This window comes from Streptomyces sp. NPDC031225 (assembly GCF_055570355.1).
In genome coordinates, this window is record NZ_JBVIHJ010000018.1 from 63,302 (window position 1) to 86,192 (window position 22,891).

Consider the following 22,891-nt stretch of genomic DNA (forward strand, 5'->3'; position numbering starts at 1 on the left):
CGTCTACCGTCCATCTCCTACTGATCATTCGAGGGGGTGAGGTACGCAGGCAGCGAAGGCGGAGGAGGCTGCAGGCCGGATCGAGCAGGGTCTGGCGGGGATCAGCGCGTCGCTTGGAGCGGATGCGGAGCCGTTCGAGCTGGGGCGGCCACGCGGTTTGCGCGCTCGACAACCCAGCGCACCTTGCCCGTCCGAGATTCGTGGACGCCGCCGCGTCGGCACACCTGCCGACGCCTCAGCTCATGACGGCTTCGGGCGACCACTGCCCGACGGAGGTGCTTGTAGCGGCTCGTGCACACCAGCACCGCCCTGGTGGCCCCCGGGTCGGGCAGGACCCTCACTGAGTGCCGCCCTCATCGCTACCCGAAGCCTCGAGCCGGCGGACCGCCCGCTCGATCTCCTCCTCCAAGCAGTCCGTCAGGGCGACGACCGTCCCTCCGCGGCGGATCTCCACCCGCGGCCGCTGTGGCCGGGACTGCCGCCATGCCACCAGCGCCAGCACGAACGATGCCGCACTCCACCCGTTCCCCGTCACAAGCTCGAGCACATCGAGCGCCGTGCCCATCTCCCCCGGGGCCGGAACACCACCCCGCACCTTGACCGCGACAGACCGGCGCGAACTGGATGGGATGGGTCCACTCCACCAGGCAGAGACCGCCGATCCATGGATAAACCGTCCTCTCCCGCCCCTGCGCGGGCGCCTCTACGGTCACGTCCGTAGGCCCACACCGGCCCACCGCAACGAAAGAGCGAGACCCCCATGAAGATGAACGGCAACACGATCCTGATCACCGGCGGAACCTCGGGCATCGGGCTCGGCCTGGCCCTGCGCCTGCACGAGGCCGGCAACAAGGTGGTCGTCGCCGGCCGGCGCAAGGAACTCCTCGACGAGATCACGGCCGAGCACCCGGGCATCGACGGGCTCGTCCTCGATGTCGCGGACCCCGACTCGATCGCCCGGGCCCGTGAGACCGTGGCGGCGAGCCACCCGGAACTGAACGTCCTGGTCAACAACGCGGGCATCATGCTGCGGGAGAACCTTCTCGACCCGGCCGAACTCAGGATCGCCGAGGATCACGTCGCGACCAATCTGCTCGGCACGATCCGGATGACGTACGCCTTCTTGCCCCTGCTCGCGGGCAAGGACGACGCGGTCGTCATGAACGTCACCTCCGCGCTGGCCTTCGTCCCGTACCCGAGCACCCCTACCTACAGCGCGACCAAGGCCGCGCTGCACTCCTCCTCCGAGAGCCTGCGTATCCAGCTCGCCGGTGCCGACGCCGGCGTCCAGGTGATCGAGATGGTCCCGCCGGGGGTGCGCACGACCCTGCTGGGTCAGGAGGACAACGACCACGCCATGCCGTTGGACGACTTCCTCACCCAGGCGCTCGACCTGCTGAGAGAGAAGCCCGACGCGAAGGAGATTGTTGTCGAGCGCGCGAGGTTCATCCGCGACGCGGTGGCCGCTGGCTCCTACGACGACGTCCTCGCCATGGTCGCCAGCAGCTGACCGACCTGTAGTGGCCTACGCGGAACAACCGCAAACGGGCAGGTCCTGTTGGGCCACATCATGGGCGAACGCAACTGGAACGCCTCGGGGGAGGGCCTCACCGAAGACGCGGAACGGTGAGGAAGCGTCTTCGGCGTCGCCACGCTCGTCGCACGGGAGGCGCCCCGGCTCCGTCCTGAGTGCCGTCGGGCAGGCGAGCGCCTGGCCGACACGGTCCACATCGTCGTCTCGGCCAGGCCGGCCGACGAGGCCCGGGGCCGCTCCCAAAGCGTCGGCGCCATCGGCGGAAACCTCGCTGCCAAGCTCAGCGCGGCCGGTCACGACGTCCAGGTGGCCGACGCCCGCGGCCCCGAGGCCGTCCGGGCGGAGGTGCTGGAATCCGGGGCCCGTGCGACGGACCTCGCCGACGCCGTCCAGGGCCGGGACGTCATCGTCCTGGCCATCCCCTTCGGGGTGGCGGGAGAGCTGGCCGGCCTGTTCGCCTCGGTCCCCGCCGAGACGGTCGTCATCGACACCTCGAACTACTATCCGTTCCTGAGCGGGCAGATCGAGGCCGTGGACAACGGCGAGGTCGAGAGCGTGTGGAACGCCAAGCAGCTGGGGCGCCCCGTGGTCAAGGCGTGGAACGCCGCCCTGGCCGAAACCCAGCGGATCCGGGGCGTGCCGGCCGGAACGCCCGGCCGCCTCGCCATCCCCGTCGCCGGCGACTTTGAGGAGGCGCGGCGGGTGGCGATGCAGCTCGTGGACGAGACCGGCTTCGACCCCTACGACGCCGGTACGCTGGCCGACTCCTGGCGTCAGCAGCCGAACAGCCCCGCCTACTGCACCGAGCTGACCCTCGACGAGCTGCCGGCGGCCCTGGCCGCGGCCGACCGCGTCAAGGACGCCGCCATCCGCGACAGCCTCCCGGAGCGCCTCGCCGCCCACCCGGCCACGGCCACCCTGGACGACGTCGTCGAGATGAACCGAGCTGCCCACCGCTGAGTCACCCGACAGGGCTCTCGCCTCTTCGGCGGGTGCACGCAACGGCACGAGGGCGGCAGCGCCGCCGCGCCACGAACGACAAGACGAACACGAAGAGCGCGCAGTCCCCCGCGCGTCCACCAGCCTGCCGGTGGCGAAGTCGCTGCGCGACTGCCCACCGTGCTGTACAGCAATGGTCACATCCGGTGCCGGTACCGAGGCGGTTTGCGGCCCCGCCGCACGGCTCGGCGCGAAGGTGATCCGTACCGGTCCGGCAGTCGGTTGCTACCGGCGAAGCCGACGGGGCGGCGTTTCGAGATCTGCTGCGCGGCGCTCGCCGGTCGGCCGTGATCTCGGTGCGCGTCGGCCGAGGAGACGGAGATGCCCATCAGCTGCGGAGGGCATCTCGTACCAACCGGGCGCGGGCCTCCCTCTGTGCCGGGCGTCCGGCCCGATCCAGGCTGTTCCTACAGCGGTGGCCCGTCGCGGTCAGCTGAGGGGGATGAGGCCGACAGGTCCTGGTCGGCGGCCCAGGAGGCCAGGATGCGTAGCCGTTCGTGGGTGGGTGAGCCGGGGGCGGCGGTCCAGACGGTCAGGTGCTGGTCGGGGTCGGTGTTGGCGGTGAGGGTGTCCCAGTCCAGGACGAGTTCGCCGACGACCGGGTGGTTGAGGGTCTTCGTGCCCACGGTGCGGGCGGCGACGTGGTGTTCGCCCCACCAGCTGGCGAACTGCGCGTCGCGCAGGGACAGTTCACCGACCAGTTCGATGAGGCGGGGGTCCTCGGGATATTTCGCGGCCTCCATCCGCAACTGTGCCACGGAGATCTGCGCGGAGGTCTCCCAGTCGGCGTACAGGGTGCGCATGGCGGGGTCGGTGAACTGGATCCGGGGATAGTTGCGGTGCTTTTCCGGGATGCGGGAGAAGTCGGTGACCAGGGCGGCGGCCAGCGCGTTCCAGGCCAGGATGTCCCCGCGCCGGCCCTGCACGACGGCAGGGGTGGCGGTGAGGTCGTCCAGGACGCGCTGCAGTTGTGGCTGGACCGTCTGCCGACTACGACGCCGGGGGCGGGTGGTGGTCTTGCCCGCCAGCTGGAAGAGGTAGCCGCGCTCGTCGTCGTCCAGGTGGAGTACCCGGGCCAGGACATCCAGCACGGGCGCCGATGCCTGCATGCGGCCCTGTTCGAGGCGGGTGTAGTAGTCGGTGCTGATGCTGGCCAGTTGGGCGACCTCTTCGCGGCGCAGCCCGGCCACCCGGCGGGGCTTGCCGGTCTGGGGCAGGCCGACCGTGCGAAGGCTCAGCTCGGAGCGGCGCTTCCTGAGGAATTCTCCCAGCTCATTGAGGGGGACGTTGGCGGTCATGTTTCCCAGCATGACACCGATTCCACCCGCGAAAGGGGGGAGGATTTGCTCCCAGGATGTTCCCTTCCCGGGATGAATTCCTCCGCTTTTCGCATGTGCTCTCGCGTGTGAGGCTCGATGTCGAGCAGCCGACAACGACCCCGGCTGCGCGCTCACCGATCCTCGCACCGAAGGAAACACCACCATGCGCGGAGCAGTCATCTACGCCCCCGGCGACGTGCGCTTCGAGAACCTCGACGACCCGAAGATCCTCCAGCCGACCGACGCGATCATCCGCACCGTCGCCACGTGCGTCTGCGGCTCGGACCTGTGGCCCTACCGCGGCGCGGAACCCATCGGCGACCCGCACCCGATGGGGCACGAGTACGTCGGTGTCGTCGAGGAGGTCGGCAGCGAGGTCGACCAGGTCAAGCCGGGCCAGTTCGTGGTCGGTTCCTTCGCCACCTCGGACAACACCTGCGTGAACTGCCTGGGCGGCTGGCAGTCCTCCTGTCTGCACCGCGAGTTCATGAGCACCTGCCAGGCCGACTACGTGCGCATCCCCAACGCCCACGGCACCCTCGTCGCCACCGACGAGCACCCGGACGCCGAGGTCGTTCCCAGCCTGCTCGCCGTCTCCGACGTGATGGGCACCGGCTGGTACGCCGCCCTCGCCGCCGAGGTGAAGCCCGGCTCGACGGCTGTGGTCGTCGGTGACGGCGCGGTCGGCCTGTGCGGTGTCATCGCCGCGAAGGAACTCGGCGCCGAGCGGATCATCGCGATGAGCCGTCATGAGTCCCGGCAGAAGCTCGCCCTGGAATTCGGCGCCACCGACATCGTCAGCGAGCGTGGCGACGAAGGCGTCGCCCGCGTCAAGGACCTCACCGGCGGCATCGGCGCCGACTCCGTGCTGGAGTGCGTGGGCACCGCCGAGTCGATGCGGCAGGCTCTGCACTCCACCCGGCCCGGCGGCAACGTCGGCTTCGTCGGCGTCCCCCACGACGTGGCCGTCGACGGTCAGGAACTGTTCTTCTCCCACGTCGGCCTGCGTGGCGGCCCCGCCCCGGTCCGCCGTTACCTGCCCGACCTGATCGACCGAGTGCTGTCCGGTCACATCAACCCCGGCAAGGTCTTCGACCTCACCCTGCCCCTCGAGCAGGTCGCCGAGGGGTACAAGGCGATGGACGAGCGCCGCGCCATCAAGGTCCTCCTCAAGCCCTGACCCCCAGAGCGTGACCGACTGCCCCCTGTCGAGCACCACAGAAATGGGACCAGGAAACGTCCGCAACAGACAACTACATCTTCGACCTGGACGAGAACGTCACCCGCAAGCCGGTGTCGTACGAGAACAGGTACGGGGTCAGCATCTCCGCGGACCTCTACCAGCCGAAGGACTTCGACGCCTCCCAGGAACACCCCGCGATCATCGTCGGCGCGCCGTACGGGGGAGTGAAGGAGCAGGGCCCGGGCATCTACGCCCAGAACCTGGCCCGGCGCGGCTTCGTGGCCCTCGCCTTCGACCCCTCCTACAACGGCTACAGCGGCGGCGACCCGCGACACGTCTCCTCCGCCGACGTCTTCACCGAGGACTTCCATGCGGCCGTCGACTACCTGGGCACCCGTGACTTCGTGAGCCGGGACCGCATCGGCGTCGTCGGCATGTGCGGCAGCGGCGGCTTCGCGCTCAGCGCGGCCCAGGTCGACCGGCGCATCAGGGCGGTCGCCACGGTCGTCATGTACGACATCGCCCGGGTCTCCTCGGAGGGCTGGCAGGGCTCCCTCACCGCGGAGGAGCGAGGCGCCATGCTCGACGCGATCGCCGAGCAGCGGTATGCGGACTTCGAGGCCCACGCCCCTGCCTTGACCCCGCGGGGCGCGCCCATCGGGTTCGACGAGAACACCAACCCGGTCGGCCGTGAGTTCGGCGAGTTCTACTCCACTCCGCGGGGCTACCACCCGAACTCCATCACCCAGTTCACGATGTCGAGCGGCATGTCGTTGATGAACTTTCCGCTGCTGTCGAAGATCGAGTGGATCTCGCCGCGGCCCATCCTGTTCGTCGTCGGCGAGAACGCCCACTCGCGGTACTTCAGCGAGGACGCCTACGAGCTCGCGGCTGAACCGAAGGAGTTCCACGCCGTCCCGAACGCCGGCCACGTCGATCTGTACGACAGGACGGACCTGATCCCGTTCGACAAGCTGGAGGAGTTCTTCAGCAAGAACCTGACCTGATCGCACGCCGCACGCCGCACGCCGCACGCCGCACGCCGCGTACCGCCGCACCGGACGACGCGGGGCGCACATCGTCACCGACCCTCAGCCCCCTGCCCCGCACCCACACCGTCGGGCCGCGTCACCGGCAGCGCTGATGTGGGCGGGCGCCCACCCCACCTCACCGAAGAAAGGACGAACCCCATGACGACCTTCGCGCTCATCGGCGCCGGCCCAGGTCTCGGGCTGGCCACCGCCCGCCGCTTCGGAAGCGCCGGCCACACCGTCGCCCTCATCGCCCGCAGCGCCGGGCGCCTGCAGGAGATGACCGCCGAGCTGGCCCGCGACGGCATCCGGGCTCGCAGTTTCACCGCCGACGTCCTCGACATCGAGTCACTGGACGCGGCCCTGTACGCGGCTGCGGCCGATCTGGGCCCCGTCGAGATCCTGCAGTACAGCCCCGTGCCCCGCGCCGACTTCATGAAGCCGGTCCTCGACAGCAGCGCCGACGACCTCGACGCCCCGCTCGCCTTCTCCGTCAAGGGCTCCGTCACCGCCGTGAACGCCGTCCTGCCCGGCATGCGCGCCCTCGGCCGCGGCACCTTGCTGTTCGTCAACGGCGCCAGCGCCGTACGACCCAACCCGAAGGTCGCCGGCACCTCCATCGCGTTCGCCGCGGAGAGCGCGTACGCCCGCATGCTGCACGACACGCTCGCCTCGGAGAACATCCACGCCGCGCAGCTGATCATCCCCGGAGCGATCCGGCCCGACGCCGAGCACAGCAGCCCCGATGTGCTGGCGCAGCGGCTGTACGACATCCACCAGCAGCGCGACGGCTTCCGCCATTACGCCGAGCCCCTGCCCGACTGACCCCGGGAACGACACCCATGAACGCGGCCACCCTCCCTGCCCTCGCCCGCGCCGCCATGGCCACCGCCGTCCTCCTGACCGTGGCGGCCTGCACCGACACCTCGTCGGCCTCCCCGCCCGCGACATCCTCCGCACGGCAGCAGACACCGACGGCCCAGGCACCCACCACACCGCCCGACACAAACACCGCACCGTCCGACAGGAACTCCGATATGGACATCCGGGTCACCCTCGACGGCCGTCCCGTCGACGCCACCCTGAACGACAGTCCTGCCGCCCGTGACTTCGCCGACCTGCTCCCGCTCACCCTGGACCTGGAGGACTTCCATCAGACGGAGCGGATCGCCGACCTGCCGCGCAGGCTGACCACCTCCGGCGCTCCCGAGCCGGCCGCGCCCAAGGCCGGAGACCTGACGTACTACGCGCCCTGGGGCAACCTGGCCCTCTTCTACCGCGAAGGCGACTCAGCCAACGCCGACCTGCTCATCCTCGGCCATATCGATGCCGACACTGACCGGCTTGCCGGGGCCGACCGCATCACCATCGAAGCCGCGCCCTGACCCGCCCGACTGCTCGCCCCTCAGGGGACGTCCTCACGAGAAGGGGGGAGAGGATCCTCCCCTTTTCGATTAGTTCGCTCCATGGAACCGTGAAAGACGTGGCCGCGCCGTCTGCAGTCCGCTGTGACGGCCCAGCCGCCACCATGACCCCCCGATTTCCACCTGAGGAGAGACCACACGTATGCCTTCCGCGTCCGGGACCAATCCCGGCAAGCTCCCGTTCGTCGTCTGGGTGCTGGCCGCCGGCACCTTCCTGATGGGGACCACCGAGTTCGTCGTCGCCGGCCTGCTGCCTGAGTTGGCAGGTGACCTCGGAGTCAGCGTCTCCCACGCCGGCCTGTTGATCACCGCCTTCGCCATCGGGATGATCGTCGGCGCACCGACGATGGCCATGGCGACGCTGCGCCTTCCTCAGCGCCAGACGCTGATCCTGGCCCTGTCCGTGTTCTGCCTCGGACACCTCGTCGCCGCCCTCAGCACGTCCTTCACGGTCGTCCTGGCCGCCCGGGTCGTCACCGCCCTGGCCACCGGAGCGTTCTGGTCCGTCGGCTTCGTCGTCGCCACCACCGCCGCGGGCCCGCACAACGCGACCCGCGCCACGGGCGTCATGATCGGCGGCCTGACCCTGGCCAACGTCATCGGCGTGCCGATCGGCTCCTTCGCCGGCCAGTTCACCGGCTGGCGCGGCCCCTTCTGGGCCCTGGCCGTCCTCTCCGGGCTTGCCGCCGTGTTCATCGGCCGCTTCATCCCGGCCCAGGAGCGGCGCGTCGAGGTGTCCCTCCGCGCCGAGGTCAGGGCTCTGCGGCAGGGTCGGCTGTGGCTGGCGCTCGGCGCAGCGATGCTGATCATGGGCGGTGTCCTGGCGACGTACACCTATGTCACGCCGCTGCTGACCGACCGCGCGGGCATCCCCGCGGGCGCCGTACCGCTCGTCCTGATCGCCTTCGGCGTCGGCGCCCTGGGCGGCACCACCACCGGAGGACGCCTGGGCGACCGGCGTCCGATGGTCACCACCATCACGGCCGCCGTGGCCACCGCCCTAATCCTGTTCCTGATGATCCCGCTGTCCGGCAACCCGGTCACGGCCACGCTTCTCGTCTTCCTCATGGGCCTTACCGGCTTCACGGTCAACCCGGTGGTCACCGCGCTGGCGATGCGCTTCGCGGGCGATGCCCCCACCCTGACCTCGGCGCTGACCACGTCCGCCTTCAACGCCGGTATCGCCGCCGGTTCGCTGATCGCCGGTACGGCCCTGGACTCCTCCCTCGGCCTGACCGGCCCGCCCCTGGTCGGCACCGTCATCGCGGCCCTCACACTGCTGCCTCTGAGTGCCCTCGCCGTCCACGGCTCTTCCCGCAAGGGCCGGATCGTGGCCCGAAGCAGCACTTCCACGCAACGGCGACGCGACGAACCCGCGCAGGTGCCGTCGCAGCACTGACTCAGCCCCGATCCGCGTCCTGCCGATCCGAACCCGACGACGTACCAGCATGCGAGAGGAATCCGCACATGACTGCGAGCCACGCGGACGGCACCGTCCTCGAGGCCCACCCCGGCGAGACCGTCGCCTGCCCGCCGAACGAGGACCACTGGCACGGCGCCGCCCCCGACCGGTTCATGGAGCACATCGCCATGTGGGAGGGCACGGGCGACGACACCCCCGAGACCGCCTGGGCCGAGCCGGTCACCGACCAGCAGTACAACGGTCCCCGCACCCGCAACCAGTAGTCCCGGCCCATCGATCACGCGATCCGGGATCGCTCAGGACGTCAGGGGATCCCGGATGAGGGCCGTGTCAGTGGTCTGCCGGACCGGACGATCAGTCCACCACGCACAACGACGTGGGGAGCGACGAGGGCGCAACCATCATCGGGGCGGCGACGCGGCTCTGTCTTGCCTCTCCCGCGCGACCGTGCCCCCAATGATGTCGGCCAGTCGCTCCTGATGGAGCTTAAAGGGGGAGAAAAGTCTCCCTGCCGCGAGAGTTGCCGGTGGTGCAAGACTTCCCGCGAGACCAGCCCCCTGTCGAGGCGAGCGGTCACCCGATGCCCGTGGTGGCGACGATCCCGCCTGCTGTCCCTCTGTCGTGCACGACGGATCCGTCCGTGATGCGAAGGCGTACGTATGTCTGCTGAACTCCCTGAATTCGACGTTCCTCCCCCCACCGGAGCCGGCGATCCCTCCCCGGCGCCCACTAGGCGCACGTTCATCGCCACCAGCACCGCGGTCGGCGGTGCCGTGGTCGCGGGCGGTGTGATCGGCGGGACGATCCCCGCCGACGCGCAGGAGGTGAGGGCTGTGGAGGCGCCGCCCTCCAGTCGTGTCTCCCTGACGGTCAACGGCACCCGTCAGACCGTGACGGTCGACAACCGCACTTCTCTGCTGGACCTGCTGCGCGAGCACTTCGGCCTCACCGGCTCGAAGAAGGGCTGCAACGCCGGGGCCTGCGGTGCGTGCACGGTCCTGGTCGACGGCCGCCGGGTCAACTCCTGTCTGACGCTCGCGGTGCGGCTCGTGGGCACGGAGGTCACCACGATCGAGGGTCTGGCCGAGGGCGATCGACTCCACCCGTTGCAGCAGGCGTTCATCGACCAGGACGCGTTCCAGTGCGGCTACTGCACTCCAGGCCAGATCGTCTCCGGTGTCGGCTGCATCCAGGAGGGTCACACCGGTTCGCCGGAGGAGATCCGGGAGTGGATGAGCGGCAACATCTGCCGCTGCGGCTGCTACGTCAAGATCGTGCGCGCGGTCGAGAAGACCGCGCGCCGGAAGTAAGGAGCGGCCGCCATGCATCCCTTCTCCTACACCCGTGTCTCCGACACCCGCGAAGCACTCAAGGCCGGGCGCGGCGGCGGGCGTTACATCGCCGGGGGCACCACCCTGGTCGACCTCATGCGTGAGACCGTCGAACGCCCCGAGACCCTTGTCGACATCGCCGGCCTGCCGCTGGGCGCGATCACCGTCACCGAGCGCGGGGGCTTGCGCATCGGCGCCCTGGTGACCATGTCCGAGGCAGCCGCCCACCCCAAGGTGCGCGCCCTGTACCCCGTCGTCTCCGAGGCGCTGGAGCTGAGTGCCTCGGCCCAGCTGCGGAACATGGCGACCATCGGCGGCAACATCATGCAGCGCACCCGGTGCCCGTACTTCCGGGATGTGACGGCCGACTGCAACAAGCGTGAGCCCGGCTCCGGTTGTGCCGCGCTGCACGGCTTCAACCGCGGCCACGCGATCCTCGGCACCTCCGACGCCTGCGTGGCCACCCATCCGTCCGACGCGGCCGTTGGGTTCGCCGCGCTGGAGGCGCGGGTGCACCTGCTCAGCCCGGACGGGGCACGCCAAGTCCCCTTCGCCGACTTCCTGTTGCGGCCCGGCAGCACGCCACAGCGCGAACAGGACCTGCGGAAAGGCGAGTTGATCACGGCAGTGGAGATTCCCGCTCTTCCGCGCCCGCTCAGGTCCGGCTATCTGAAGGTGCGTGACCGGCAGTCGTACGAGTTCGCCCTGACGTCAGCAGCCGTCGCGCTGCACGTACGCGGCGGGGTGATCCGCGAGGCCAAGGTCGCCGCCGGGGGAGTGGGCACCGTGCCCTGGAAGCTGCCCGCCGTCGAACAGCACCTCGTCGGTCAACGCCCCTCGCGGGCCCTGTGGTCGGCCGCTGCCGCGAAGGCGGCGGACGGCGCCCGTCCCCTACAGCACAACCGGTTCAAGGTCGAGCTGCTCAAGCGCACTGTCGAACGCCAGCTGCGCGTCGTAGGAGGTACCAAGTGAGCCCCCAGCCGCAGGCAGCCGTGGGTGCGCCGCTGTCCCGGGTGGACGGCCGGCTCAAGGTCACGGGCAAGGCGTTGTACGCCGCCGAGCACGATATCGACGGGACCGTGCACGCCGTGATCGTCGACGCGAGCATCGGCCGTGGCCGCATCACGTCTATCGACACCGGCGCCGCCGAAGCCCTTCCGGGCGTGCTGAAGGTGATTCACCACCGCAATGGCCCGAAGCTGCCGTACCGCGACAACTCGGGGTCGAACAACCCGCCCGGCCGACGACTTCGCGTCTTCCAGGACGACCGCGTCCTCTTCCACGGACAGCCGGTTGCCGTCGTGGTGGCCACCAGCCTGGAGACCGCCCAGCACGGTGCAAGCCTGGTCAAGGTCGGTTACGACGCCAAGCTGCCCTCGACCGACCTCACCGAGGCCGAGCCTGACGAGCCGACCCGATACGCGCGCGGCGACGCCGAGACGGCCCTGCGCGCGGCGGCCGTGCGACTGGACCTGACGTATCGCACGGCGCGCAACCACCACAACCCGATGGAGCCGCACGCCACCATCGCCCGCTGGGACGGCGACCAGCTCACCGTGTGGGACAAGACCCAGTGGGTGGTGGGCACGCAGACCGAACTCGCCGCGGTGTTCGGCCTGGACACGGACGCGGTGCGCGTCATCTCACCGTTCGTCGGCGGCGGTTTCGGCACCGCGCTGCGCTGCTGGCCGCACGTGGTCGCCGCCGCGCTGGCCGCCCGTGAGACGAAGCGACCGGTCAAGCTCGTCCTGAGCCGCAAACAGATGTACCTCGGGACCGGTTTCCGGCCCTCGTACGACTACCGCCTGCGACTGGGCAGCGACCGGCGCGGCCGTCTGACCGCCGCGGTGCACGAGCTCGACGCCGAGACGTCGTCCTACGAGACGTTCACCGAGTCCATCCTGGCGGCCGGGCAGATGCTCTACAGCATGCCCAACGTGAGCCAGGCGTACAGGACGGTGCCGCTGGATCTGCCCACGCCGCTGTACATGCGCGGCCCCGGCTTCCAGACGGCCTCCTTCGTCATCGAGTCGGCCATGGACGAACTCGCCCACCAACTCGGCGTCGACCCGATCGAGCTGCGCCGGCGCAACGAACCGAACGAGGACGAGTCGTCCGGGCTGCCGTTCTCCACCCGCCGGCTGCGTGAGTGCTACTCCGTCGGCGCCCGCGAGTTCGGCTGGCACCGCCGCAGCCCGAAGCCCCGCTCGACGCGTGAGGGCGACTGGCTGATCGGCAGGGGCATGGCCGCGGGTGTCTACGACACCGCGCGCATGCCGGCCCAGGCGCGGGCTCGCCTGGATGCCGACGGCACCGCGCTGGTCGAGGCCGCCGCCACCGACATGGGGCCGGGCACGTACACCTCGCAGACCCAGGTCGCGGCCGACGCCCTCGGGCTGACCGTGCGCGCGGTCACCTTCCGGCTGGGGGACTCCCTCTACCCGCCGACCCCGCCGCACGGCGGCTCGATGACCATGGCCAGCGTCGGCTCCGCCACCCTCGACGCCTGCAACAAGGTCCGCCGCCAGGCGATCGAACTGGCCGTCGAGGACCGCGAGTCACCGCTGTACGGGGTGGCCGCCGGCGATGTCGTGGTACGCACCGGCCGACTGCACGTGAAGAACAATCCGGCCCGCGGGGAGACGTACCGGCGGCTGTTGGCCCGCAATGACCGCACCCACCTGGAAGCGGACGGCTCCTTCGCGCCGCCGTCGGGCCCGGAGCGGCACTCCTTCTACGGCTACAACGCCACCTTCGCCGAGGTGGCCGTGGATGCCACGCTGGGTCTGGTGCGGGTGCGGCGGCTGCTCGGCGTGTACGACGCGGGGCGCATCATCAGTCCCAAGCTCGCCGACAGCCAGGCCCTGGGCGGCATGGTGGGGGGTATCGGCACGGCCCTGCTGGAGCACACGGTCACCGACCACCGCGACGGGCGGATCGTCAACGCCAACCTCGCCGACTACCTCGTGCCCGTCAACGCGGACGTCCCCGACCTCAAGGCGATCTACCTGGACGGCGAGGACCGCGAGGCGGACCCGCTCGGTGTCAAGGGACTCGGTGAGCTCGTGATGATCGGCGTGGCGCCCGCCCTCGCCAACGCGGTCTTCAACGCCACCGGCCGCCGCATCCGTGAACTGCCCATCACCGCCGAGGCGTTGCTCTGATCCCTGAACCTCCGCCCGGCGGGGTGCATACCGCTCGTCCGGCAGCCTGCCCCGGCTGCCGGACTTCCCAGGGCCGCCGCCTGACGTTGCCCCGCGTCGTGGCGGCGGCCCGCTCACCTTCCGATCCTGGTCCCGCCGTGGAGAACTGCCATGCTGAACATCGCGGACACACTGCACCGCTGGTGCCGCCAGGCACGCCCCTTCGCCCTGGCCACCGTCGTCGGCGTGCACGGCAGCGCCCCGCTGCCGGTCGGCACGTCGGTCGCGGTGGACGAGGACGGCGATGTGGTCGGCAGCATCTCCGGGGGCTGTGTCGAGGGCGCGGTCTACGAGCTGTGCCGACAGGTGCTCCGTGACCGGGGCGCCCCTCAGCACGCCTGGTTCGGCTACTCCGACGACGACGCCTTCGCCGTCGGCCTGACCTGCGGCGGCGAACTCGATGTCTTCGTCCAGCGCATCGATCCCGCAGCCCGGCCGCACCTGTCCGCGGCCCTCTCCGAGATCAACCTAGGGCGACCGGTCGCCGTGGCGCAGGTCGTGGACGGCCCGGAGCCCCTCCTCGGTTCCACACTGAGCGTGCTCGGCGGTGACCATGCCGCCTACGGGAGCGTGGACGACGGCCCGGCGAACCGGGCGGTGGCCGACCAGGCCAGGGCCCTGCTACGGGCCGGTCGCACCGCCCGCGTCGACATCGGCGGGGAGGGGGGCGGATGCCCCGAACGGCTGTCCGTCCTCGTCCACGTCCATGCGTCCCGGCCACGTCTGCTGGTCTTCGGCGCCGTCGACTTCGCCGCAGCCCTCAGCCAGGCCGGCCGCTTCCTCGGCTACCACGTCACCGTGTGTGACGCCCGCCCCGTCTTCGCCACGCCCGCACGCTTCCCCCACGCCGACGAGGTAGTGGTCGACTGGCCCCACCGCTACCTGGAACACACCGAGGTGGACGAGCGCACCGCCGTATGCGTCCTCACCCACGACGCCAAGTTCGACATCCCCCTGCTGCGGCTTGCCCTCGGCCTGCCCATCGCCTACGTGGGGGCAATGGGCTCCCGCCGCACCCACGACGAGCGCCTGCGCCTCCTGCGCGAGGAGGGCGTCACAGCCGACGAGTTGGCGCGGCTGCGTTCCCCGATCGGCCTCGACCTCGGAGCCCGCACGCCCGAGGAGACGGCCGTCTCCATCACCGCGGAGATCATCGCCCAGGTCCACCAGGGCACGGGCCGACCTCTGACGCGGATGAGCGGCTCGATCCACCGGCTGCCGAGGTCGACGAGCTACCGATAGGCACGATCCGTCCGGCAAGCACCCGGTGCCGCTCAGCGGTAGTCGCTGAGCATGGCCAGGACTTCGTCGCCGAGGACGAGCACCGTGCTGCCGGGGTGCTCGGTCGTTGTCCGGTCCACGGAGCCGTGGTCTACGTGCTGGTCTTCCCCAGCCGGCCCGCGCTGCTGATACCTGCCGCACTGACGCTCGGCGCAGCAATGATCGCGACGGGGCACAAGACCTGGACCGGGCTGCGCAGGCAGGGATCAGCGAAAGCCGTCGGGCGGAGGCACCCCGCAAAGTCGCCCGCAGGCACTGTCACCGCCGCTGCCACCGAGGGGCTTGCCTCGCGCCGCGGACTCGTTATCTTTGCGCCGCAGAGCCGCAGAGCCGCAGAGCCGCAGAGCCGCAGAGCCGCAGAGCCGCAGAGCCGCAGAGCCGCAGAGCCGCAGAGCCGCAGAGCCGCAGGATGCCGTAGCGCCCTACTGCCGCACCGAAGCCGAACACTCTGAACGCCCGACCGCCACGAGTACGCAGGGAGCAACACGCCGGGCTGCCGGGCCCGTCACGCCCCTCGGCGTCTCACACCCTCCGTGGAGGCCGGAATCGAATCGGTTCCGCGCAAGCGCTTCGACGGGATGTTACGACCGGCGGAACATGGGGTCAATGGCGTGCGGCACAGCGAAGGCGGTGCCCACGCACGGATGAAGGACCGGCGCATCAGCCGGTTCGGTGCGCGCTGACCCCTCGTCAGTCATATTCGACGGCCACGCTCCTGCTCAGAAGCGTTGCAGGGGTGCGCCCGAGTGAGCGGAGCCCGGACGTCGATCGGACCCCCGCGACCCGCCGCGCCGCCCCGACGACAGCGCGCACCACCGCTCGTCCACCCTCACGCCGAACCTGCCTGAGCGGCCCGGTGGAAGGGAATCCGGGAAGATCGGCGATCGAACCGATTCCGCGCACGATGCGGACGGAGGATGTCCGGACCCTTGACAGCCCCACGGAATCGGGAGCACCGTCTCCCCCCGAAACCTCTCTGCAATCCCACTGCAAGAACGGCACCTTCAAGCGCTGCCGCATGCGTCAGCGCTCCCAGCACCAAACCCGACTGGATCCGCCGGCACGGTAGGGAGATCGGATGGGAACGACAGGTACCACAGGGACCGAACGCCACATGCTGTTCGGGCGCGGTGGCGTCCAACGACTGCTCGCTGCGATACGGCGCCGCGGAAGGCCGGGAAGTGGGCCGGACCAGGCATCTGTCCGTTCGTGGGAGCGCTCCCGCACCTCTCGGCCGAAAACATTCGCCCGAGCGGGGGCAGCCGCCGTGCTCGCCGTCGGCGCGCTGGCCGGCGCCACGGCCACGACCGGGACGGCCCGGGCCGCCACCTCCGGACCGTGTGATCTCTACGCGGCCGGCGGAACGCCCTGTGTGGCGGCCCACAGCACGACGCGCGCGCTGTACGCCTCGTACAACGGGCCGCTCTACCAGGTCCGGCGCGCCTCGGACAACACCACCCGCGACGTCGGCGTCCTGAGTGCGGGCGGGTACGCCGACGCCGGCGCGCAGGACTCGTTCTGCTCCGGGACGACCTGTCTGATCTCGATCATCTACGACCAGTCCGGGCGCGGGAACAACCTGACCCAGGCGCCCGGCGGCGGTGCCGCGGGTGGTCCCGACAACCTCGCGAACGCGACGGCCGCGCCCACCACGGTGGGCGGTCACAAGGCCTACGGCGTCTTCGTGGCACCCGGTACGGGATACCGCAACAACCACACCAACGGCATCGCGACCGGGGACAACCCCGAGGGCATGTACGCGATCTTCGACGGCACGCACTACAACGGCGGCTGCTGCTTCGACTACGGCAATGCCGAGACGGACAGCAACGACGACGGCAACGGCACCATGGAGGCCATCTACTTCGGCAACATCAAGGTCTGGGGCTACGGTTCGGGCAACGGCCCCTGGATCATGGCCGACCTGGAGAACGGCCTGTTCTCCGGGGTGAACCAGCACTACAACGCGAACGACCCGACCATCAACTACCGGTACACGACCGCCATCGTCAAAGGCGGCCCGAACCACTGGGCGATCCGCGGTGGCAACGCGCAGTCGGGCAGCCTGTCCACGTTCTACGACGGCGTGCGCCCCAACGTCTCGGGCTACAACCCGATGCGGAAGCAGGGCGCCATCATCCTGGGCATCGGTGGTGACAACAGCAAGGGCGCCCAAGGCACCTTCTACGAGGGCGTGATGACTTCCGGCTACCCGTCGGACGCCACCGAGAACGCGGTTCAGGCCAACATCACCGCGGCCGGATACAGCAATGCGACCGGCGGGACGGGCACCGGCGCGCTGCACGCGGTGGGCGCGGGCAAGTGCCTGGACGTGCCGAACTCGTCCACCACGGCCGGCACGCAGCTGCAGATCCGGGACTGCAGCGGTGGCGCCAACCAGAGCTGGACCCGCACCTCCTCCAACCAGTTGACCGTATACAGCGGCAGCAGCCAGATGTGCCTGGACGCCTACAACAACCAGACCACCGCCGGCACCAAGGTCGTGACCTGGCCGTGCAACGGCGGTGCCAACCAGCAATGGCAGCTGAACTCCGACGGCACCGTCACCGGCATCCAGTCCGGCCTCTGCCTCGACGTCACCGGCGCCTCCACGGCCAACGGTGCCCTGGCCGAACTGTGGACCTGCAACGGCGGTTCCAACCAGCGATGGAACCTCAGCTGAGGGGAACGGCTCCAGCCCGTGGCCGGGTTCACCGCCGGCCACGGGCCTTCACCGACCCAACGCCCATGACCCGCTCCCCTCGCCCTGAGCGGAGGAGGCGGGTCATGCAGCGGCCCCGGCGGATCCGGCGGCCGAACAACCACTGGGCCCCACACCAGGCGCCACCGCCCCCACTGGAGGATGACGATGTCCCGAGCCAGAGCGCTCCGCGGTCTCTGGGCCGCCCCCGTAGCTCTGTTCGCCTTACTGGCCGGGAGCCTGCCCATGGCCGGGGCCGCGTTCGCCGTACCGGCCGAGCGCCAGGCAGCGGCCGCTGATCTGTACGTGGCCCCGGATGCGGCTCCCGGCGGGAACGGCACGGCCGCGCAGCCGTTCGCGACGATCGACCAGGCGCGGCAGCCCGCGCACCGGCTCGCGGCCGACGCGGACGTCGTGGTCCACCTGGCCGGTGGCACCTACCGGCAGTCCAAGCCGCTGGCCTTCGGCTCCGGCGACGGCGGCCAGAACGGCCACACGATCACCTACCAGGCCACGTCCGGGCAGCAGCCAGTCGTGAGCGGCGCCCAGCAGATATCTGGTTGGCAGGTACATGATCAGAGCAGCAACATCTGGTCGGTCCATGTGGGCACAGGCGTGAACACGCGTCAGTTGTACGTGAACGGAAAGCAGGCACCGCGCGCGGCGATCCAGGTGCCCCGCGCCGGCTTCACCTTCACCCAGACCGGCCTGACCTTCACCGACTCCTCCCTCGACTACCTGGCCGGTCTCTCGGACCAGAGCCACATGGAAGTCGAGAGCCTCAACTCCTTCACCGACCGCTACGCGCCGGTCCAGTCGATCAGCGGCAGGACCATCACCATGCAGCAGCCCGCCTGGAACAACAACTCCTGGGGCTACGACACCATCAACGCGCCGTTCGCCGGCGGGACCATGTACCTGGAGAACAACTACGCGTTCCTCAAGCAGGCCGGACAGTGGTACCTCGACTCGTCCACCGGCGACCTCTACTACCGCGCCCAGGCGGGGCAGAACCCGAACAGCCTCGACGTGGAACTGCCCCGGCTGCAGAGCCTGTTGGGCATCAGCGGCAGCTACGGCTCACCCGCGACCGGCCTGGCATTCACCGGCATACGGTTCACCGGGACCTCCTGGCTGGGCCCGAGCGGACCCGAAGGGTACGCGGACCAGCAGAGCGGCGCGCACATCACCGGCAACTTCGCGATGCCCGCCAACTGGCTGAGCACCTGCAAGTCGGGGTGCACACAGTTCGAGGCCACCCGGAACCACTGGGTGCAGATGCCCGCGGCCGTCCAGGTCTCCGCCGCCACCGGCATCACCTTCTCGGGTGACACGTTCTCCGAACTCGGGCAGGCCGGACTGGGCGTGGGCAACGACGGCGTCGCCACGGCCTCCGGCACCGGACTCGGCGCGAACGGTGTCACCATCACCGGCAACACGTTCAGCGACATCGCCGGCAGCGGCATCCAGGTCGGCGGCATCCAGCCGGACGCGCACCACCCGGCCAACCCCCAGATGACCAACCAGAACATCACCATCAGCAACAACAAGGTCAGCGGGGTGGGCACCGACTACAAGGAGACCGCGGGAATCCTGTCCACCTACGTCACGAACGCGACGATCACCCACAACCAGTGCGACCACCTGCCCTACGACGGGATCGACATCGGCTGGGGCTGGGGAATGAACGACCCGGGCGGCAGCCAGGACTACGTCAACCGGGGCACGTACAACTACCAGCCGATCTACAGCACCCCCACGACGCTGAAGAACAACACCGTCTCCCACAACCTGGTCTTCGACACCAAGAACGCGATGTTCGACGGCGGCAGCATCTACAGCCTGTCCGCGGCCCCCGGCTCGGTGATCTCCGACAACTACATGTACGACAACAACCGCACCACCGCGCTGTACCTCGACGAGGGCTCCCGGTACCTGAAGGTGTCCGCCAACGTGGTGCAGGACGCCGGCAACTGGGCGCTCACCAACGCCAACGCCAACAACCACACCGACGACAGCACGTTCTCCGGCAACTGGTACAACGGCGGCAACACGTACGTGGCCACCGGCCCTCCGCACAACAACGTCCTCACCGGCAACGTCCTGGTCAGCGGCACCAACTGGCCTCAGGGCGCCCGAGACGTGATCCAGCAGGCAGGCGTCCAGCCCTCGGGCGGCGGCGGCTTTCCCGCGGGCTACCACCAGTTGGTGATCGGCAGCGACAGCCTGTGCCTGGACGTGTACGCCAACTCCACCGGCGCGGGCGCCGCGATCGACCAGTGGACCTGCAACGGGCAGAGCAACCAGCAGTTCGAGTTCGTGCCAGTCTCGGGCGGCTACGGGCAACTGCGCGCGCAGAACTCCGGACAGGTCGTGGCGGTGGCGGGCGGCTCCACGACCGCCGGTACGCCGAACATCGTGCAGCAGACCGCGGGCGGATCGTCCAGCGCTCTGTGGCTGCCGGTAGCGCAGTCCGACGGTTCGTACTCCTTCAAGAACCAGAACAGCGGCCTGTGCCTGGACGTCTACGGCGGCGGCAGCAACCTGGGCCAGCAACTGGACCAGTGGCAGTGCAAGAACGCACCCGGCACCAACCAGGACTTCACCCCCCGCTGACCTGCTCGCGCCTCTGAAGCGCCTGCACCGACCGGCGGTTCGTTCACCCCCCACCCACTGTCCCGCACCCAGTGAGGAACGCTGATGAAGAAGTACTGGGCACCCTTGGCCGCAGCGCTGGCGGCCACCCTCGGAATGGGCGCCGCATGGCCCGCCGCGGCCACCGCCGCAGAGGCGCCGCCCTCCGCCACCCGGGCCGCCGCGCCCACGCCCCTGCGCCTGATGCCGTTGGGCGACTCGATCACCTGGGGCGTCGGCAGCCCGTCCGGGAACAGCTACCGGAGCTTTCTGGCGAACAAGCTGACGGCCGAGGGGCACACCCTGGACTTCGTCGGCTCGGGGCGCAACGGCACCATGGCCGACCCGGACAACGAAGGCCACTCCGGCTGGCGGATCGACCAGATCGCCGGCATCGCGGACTCCGTGCTGGCCCGTTACCGGCCGAACGTGGTCACCCTGGAGATCGGCACCAACGACCTCAACGGCAACTTCCAGATCCCGACCGCGGCCGACCGGCTCCACGCGCTCATCGACCAGATCACCAGAGCCGCACCCGACGCGACCGTGCTCGTCGGCACCGTGATCATCTCCACCAGCGGCACAGAGGAGGCCAACCGGCCCGCTTTCAACGCCAAGTTGCCCGGGATCGTCCAGGCCGAGCAGGCTGCCGGCAAGCACGTACGTCTGGTGGACATGAGCGCCCTGACCGCCGCGGACCTGTCCGACGCCCTGCACCCCAACGACAGCGGCTTCGGCAAGATGGCGGACGCGTTCAACGCGGGGATCCAGGCCGCGGACGCGGCAGGCTGGATCAAGCCGCCGGATTCCGCGGCCGGGCAGGTGCGCTCCGGGATCGCGGGGAAGTGCCTGGGGGTCAACGGCGGCAACAGCGCCAACGGGACCGCCGCGGAGATCCGGTCCTGCGACGGCTCCGCCGCGCAGACGTGGTCCGCACGCTCCGACGGCACCCTGAGGGCGCTCGGGAAGTGCCTCGACGTCACCGGCCGCGGCACCGCCAACGGCACCAAGATCGAGATCTGGGACTGCAACGGCGGCACCAACCAGCAATGGCAGACGTACAACGGCGGCTACCGCAACCCGGTCTCCGGCCGTTGCCTCGACGACCCGGGCGCGTCCACCACCGACGGTACGCAACTGGTCCTGTGGGACTGCAGCGGGGGAGCCCACCAGCAGTGGACCGCTCTGCCCGTGTCCTGAACCCGTGACACCACTCCAGCGCGGCACCGGCCCGTGGCCGGTGTCCGTCCCTCTCACGCACCCGCACAAGGAGGTTGATCCTTCATGTCCTGGCTCAACGACGCGTCTCTGCTCCGCAGGGCCCTGGTCTCGGCCACCGGCCTGTTGGCCGGCACGGCACTGGCCCTGACCGGACCCGCAGGCCTCGCGGCGCACGCGGCTTCCGGCACGCTGGGCGCGGCCGCCGCCGACAGCGGCCGCTACTTCGGAACCGCCGTGGCTGCCGGAAAACTCGGCAACTCGACGTACTCCACGATCCTCGACCGGGAATTCAACATGATCACCCCGGAGAACGAGATGAAGTGGGACACCACCGAACCGTCCCGCGGCAACTTCAACTTCGGCCCGGCCGACCAGATCGTCAGCCATGCCACCGCGCACGGGCAGCGGATGCGCGGCCACACCCTGGTGTGGCACTCCCAACTGCCCGGCTGGGTCAGCTCCATCGGTGACGCAGGCACCCTGCGCAGCGTGATGAACAACCACATCACCACCGAGATGAACCACTTCAAGGGCAAGATCTACGCCTGGGACGTGGTCAACGAGGCGTTCGCCGACGGCGGCAGCGGTCAGCACCGCAGCTCGGTCTTCCAGAACGTGCTCGGCAACGGCTTCATCGAGGAGGCCTTCCGCACCGCCCGGGCCGCCGATCCCTCGGCCAAGCTCTGCTACAACGACTACAACATCGAGAACTGGACCGACGCCAAGACCCAGGGCGTCTACAACATGGTCAGGGACTTCAAGGCGCGCGGTGTGCCCATCGACTGCGTCGGCCTCCAGAGCCACTTCGGCGCAGGCGGCCCGCCGTCGAGCTTCCAGACCACCCTGTCCAACTTCGCCGCCCTCGGCGTCGACGTCCAGATCACCGAACTCGACATCGCCCAGGCCTCGGCGACCGCGTACGGGAACACGGTCCGGGCGTGCATGAGCGTTGCCCGCTGCACCGGTATCACGGTGTGGGGGATCAGGGACAGCGACTCGTGGCGGACGGGGGAGAACCCGCTGCTGTTCGACAACAACGGCAACAAGAAGCCTGCCTACGACGCGGCCCTTTCCGCGCTGGGCGGAGGGACGGGGAACCCGGGGGGAGGCATCGTCTCGGGCCAGGTGTACTCGCTGACCGACGTGGCCGCGGGCAGGGTGCTGGACGTGCCGTCCGGACAGACGGCGAACGGCACGCCCGTGCAGGTCTGGGATGCCAACGGCACTGCTGCGAACCAGCAGTGGCGGGCGAGTCAGAACAGCGACGGCTCCTACACGCTGACGAACATCGCCAGCGGGCGGGTTTTGGACGAGCCCGGCGGCCAGACGGGCAACGGCACCCGGATGGCGATCTGGGACGCCAATGGCGGTGCGAACCAGCACTGGCGGGCGAGCGTCAACGGCGACGGTTCGTACACCCTGATCAACGTCGCCTCGGGCCGGGCGCTGGAGATCCCCAGCGGGCAGACCGGCAACGGGGCCCCGGTCCAGATCTGGGACTCCAACGGCGGCGCCAACCAGCACTGGAACTTCAGGTGAGGTGACCCGGAACGAACACCCCGCGTCCGGTACGGCGGCCGTCGCCGGACGCGGGTTCCGGCATGCCC

Annotated in this window: 16 protein-coding genes and 2 pseudogenes; 16 read left to right on the forward strand and 2 right to left on the reverse strand. The window is 69.9% G+C overall.

Annotation, left to right across the window (positions count from 1 at the left end; translation table 11 throughout):
• Positions 1–337 precede the first annotated feature (337 nt).
• Positions 338–595, reverse strand: coding sequence for an effector-associated constant component EACC1 (locus ACZ48Z_RS28385; protein ID WP_468738721.1), 258 nt, complete (start codon positions 593–595; stop codon positions 338–340).
• Between the two features lie 165 nt (positions 596–760).
• Here ACZ48Z_RS28385 and ACZ48Z_RS28390 point away from each other — a divergent pair, with 165 nt between their 5' ends.
• A complete protein-coding gene (locus tag ACZ48Z_RS28390) occupies positions 761–1,510 on the forward strand; it encodes an SDR family oxidoreductase (RefSeq protein ID WP_468738722.1) in 750 nt (249 codons plus the stop codon).
• A gap of 279 nt (positions 1,511–1,789) precedes the next feature.
• A complete protein-coding gene (locus ACZ48Z_RS28395) occupies positions 1,790–2,494 on the forward strand; it encodes an NADPH-dependent F420 reductase (RefSeq protein ID WP_468738832.1) in 705 nt (234 codons plus the stop codon).
• A gap of 446 nt (positions 2,495–2,940) precedes the next feature.
• Here ACZ48Z_RS28395 and ACZ48Z_RS28400 read toward each other — a convergent pair whose 3' ends face one another.
• Positions 2,941–3,843 carry a helix-turn-helix domain-containing protein gene (locus ACZ48Z_RS28400; protein ID WP_468738723.1) on the reverse strand — a complete coding sequence of 301 codons (903 nt, stop codon included), beginning with the start codon at positions 3,841–3,843 and terminating at the stop codon, positions 2,941–2,943.
• A gap of 172 nt (positions 3,844–4,015) precedes the next feature.
• Here ACZ48Z_RS28400 and ACZ48Z_RS28405 point away from each other — a divergent pair, with 172 nt between their 5' ends.
• From ACZ48Z_RS28405 to ACZ48Z_RS28470, 14 genes and pseudogenes are all read left to right on the forward strand, one after another.
• Positions 4,016–5,032 (forward strand): zinc-dependent alcohol dehydrogenase family protein, encoded by a 1,017-nt coding sequence (locus ACZ48Z_RS28405; protein WP_468738724.1) that lies wholly within the window; start codon positions 4,016–4,018, stop codon positions 5,030–5,032.
• 113 nt (positions 5,033–5,145) lie between these two features.
• Positions 5,146–6,042, forward strand: coding sequence for an alpha/beta hydrolase (locus tag ACZ48Z_RS28410; protein WP_468738725.1), 897 nt, complete (start codon positions 5,146–5,148; stop codon positions 6,040–6,042).
• Positions 6,043–6,225: 183 nt separating this feature from the next.
• Positions 6,226–6,891: an SDR family NAD(P)-dependent oxidoreductase gene (locus tag ACZ48Z_RS28415; RefSeq protein ID WP_468738726.1), complete on the forward strand. Its 666-nt coding sequence runs from the start codon at positions 6,226–6,228 to the stop codon at positions 6,889–6,891.
• Between the two features lie 17 nt (positions 6,892–6,908).
• On the forward strand, positions 6,909–7,451 hold the full coding sequence (locus tag ACZ48Z_RS28420; RefSeq protein ID WP_468738727.1) for a cyclophilin-like fold protein: 543 nt from the start codon (positions 6,909–6,911) through the stop codon (positions 7,449–7,451).
• 181 nt (positions 7,452–7,632) lie between these two features.
• Positions 7,633–8,889, forward strand: a complete 1,257-nt coding sequence (locus tag ACZ48Z_RS28425) for an MFS transporter (protein WP_468738728.1) — start codon at positions 7,633–7,635, stop codon at positions 8,887–8,889.
• A gap of 86 nt (positions 8,890–8,975) precedes the next feature.
• A pseudogene (locus tag ACZ48Z_RS28430) lies at positions 8,976–9,176 on the forward strand (cupin domain-containing protein); the annotation flags it as partial.
• Between the two features lie 396 nt (positions 9,177–9,572).
• Entirely contained in the window at positions 9,573–10,223 is a 651-nt protein-coding gene (locus ACZ48Z_RS28435) for a (2Fe-2S)-binding protein (protein WP_468738729.1), read from the forward strand.
• 12 nt (positions 10,224–10,235) lie between these two features.
• Positions 10,236–11,216 (forward strand): FAD binding domain-containing protein, encoded by a 981-nt coding sequence (locus ACZ48Z_RS28440; RefSeq protein ID WP_468738730.1) that lies wholly within the window; start codon positions 10,236–10,238, stop codon positions 11,214–11,216.
• A complete protein-coding gene (locus tag ACZ48Z_RS28445; protein WP_468738731.1) occupies positions 11,213–13,408 on the forward strand; it encodes a xanthine dehydrogenase family protein molybdopterin-binding subunit in 2,196 nt (731 codons plus the stop codon). Before ACZ48Z_RS28440 ends, ACZ48Z_RS28445 begins: the two co-directional genes overlap by 4 nt.
• A gap of 150 nt (positions 13,409–13,558) precedes the next feature.
• The gene (locus ACZ48Z_RS28450) at positions 13,559–14,689 is read left to right on the forward strand and encodes an XdhC family protein (protein WP_468738732.1); all 1,131 of its coding nucleotides are present in this window, start codon (positions 13,559–13,561) and stop codon (positions 14,687–14,689) included.
• A gap of 1,153 nt (positions 14,690–15,842) precedes the next feature.
• Positions 15,843–17,411 (forward strand): arabinofuranosidase catalytic domain-containing protein, encoded by a 1,569-nt coding sequence (locus tag ACZ48Z_RS28455; RefSeq protein ID WP_468738833.1) that lies wholly within the window; start codon positions 15,843–15,845, stop codon positions 17,409–17,411.
• A gap of 186 nt (positions 17,412–17,597) precedes the next feature.
• The gene (locus ACZ48Z_RS28460) at positions 17,598–20,045 is read left to right on the forward strand and encodes an RICIN domain-containing protein (protein ID WP_468738733.1); all 2,448 of its coding nucleotides are present in this window, start codon (positions 17,598–17,600) and stop codon (positions 20,043–20,045) included.
• An 84-nt stretch (positions 20,046–20,129) separates the two neighbouring features.
• Entirely contained in the window at positions 20,130–21,263 is a 1,134-nt protein-coding gene (locus ACZ48Z_RS28465) for a ricin-type beta-trefoil lectin domain protein (protein WP_468738734.1), read from the forward strand.
• A gap of 84 nt (positions 21,264–21,347) precedes the next feature.
• Positions 21,348–22,820, forward strand: a pseudogene (locus ACZ48Z_RS28470) (glycoside hydrolase family 10 protein); the annotation flags it as partial.
• Positions 22,821–22,891: the final 71 nt, after the last annotated feature.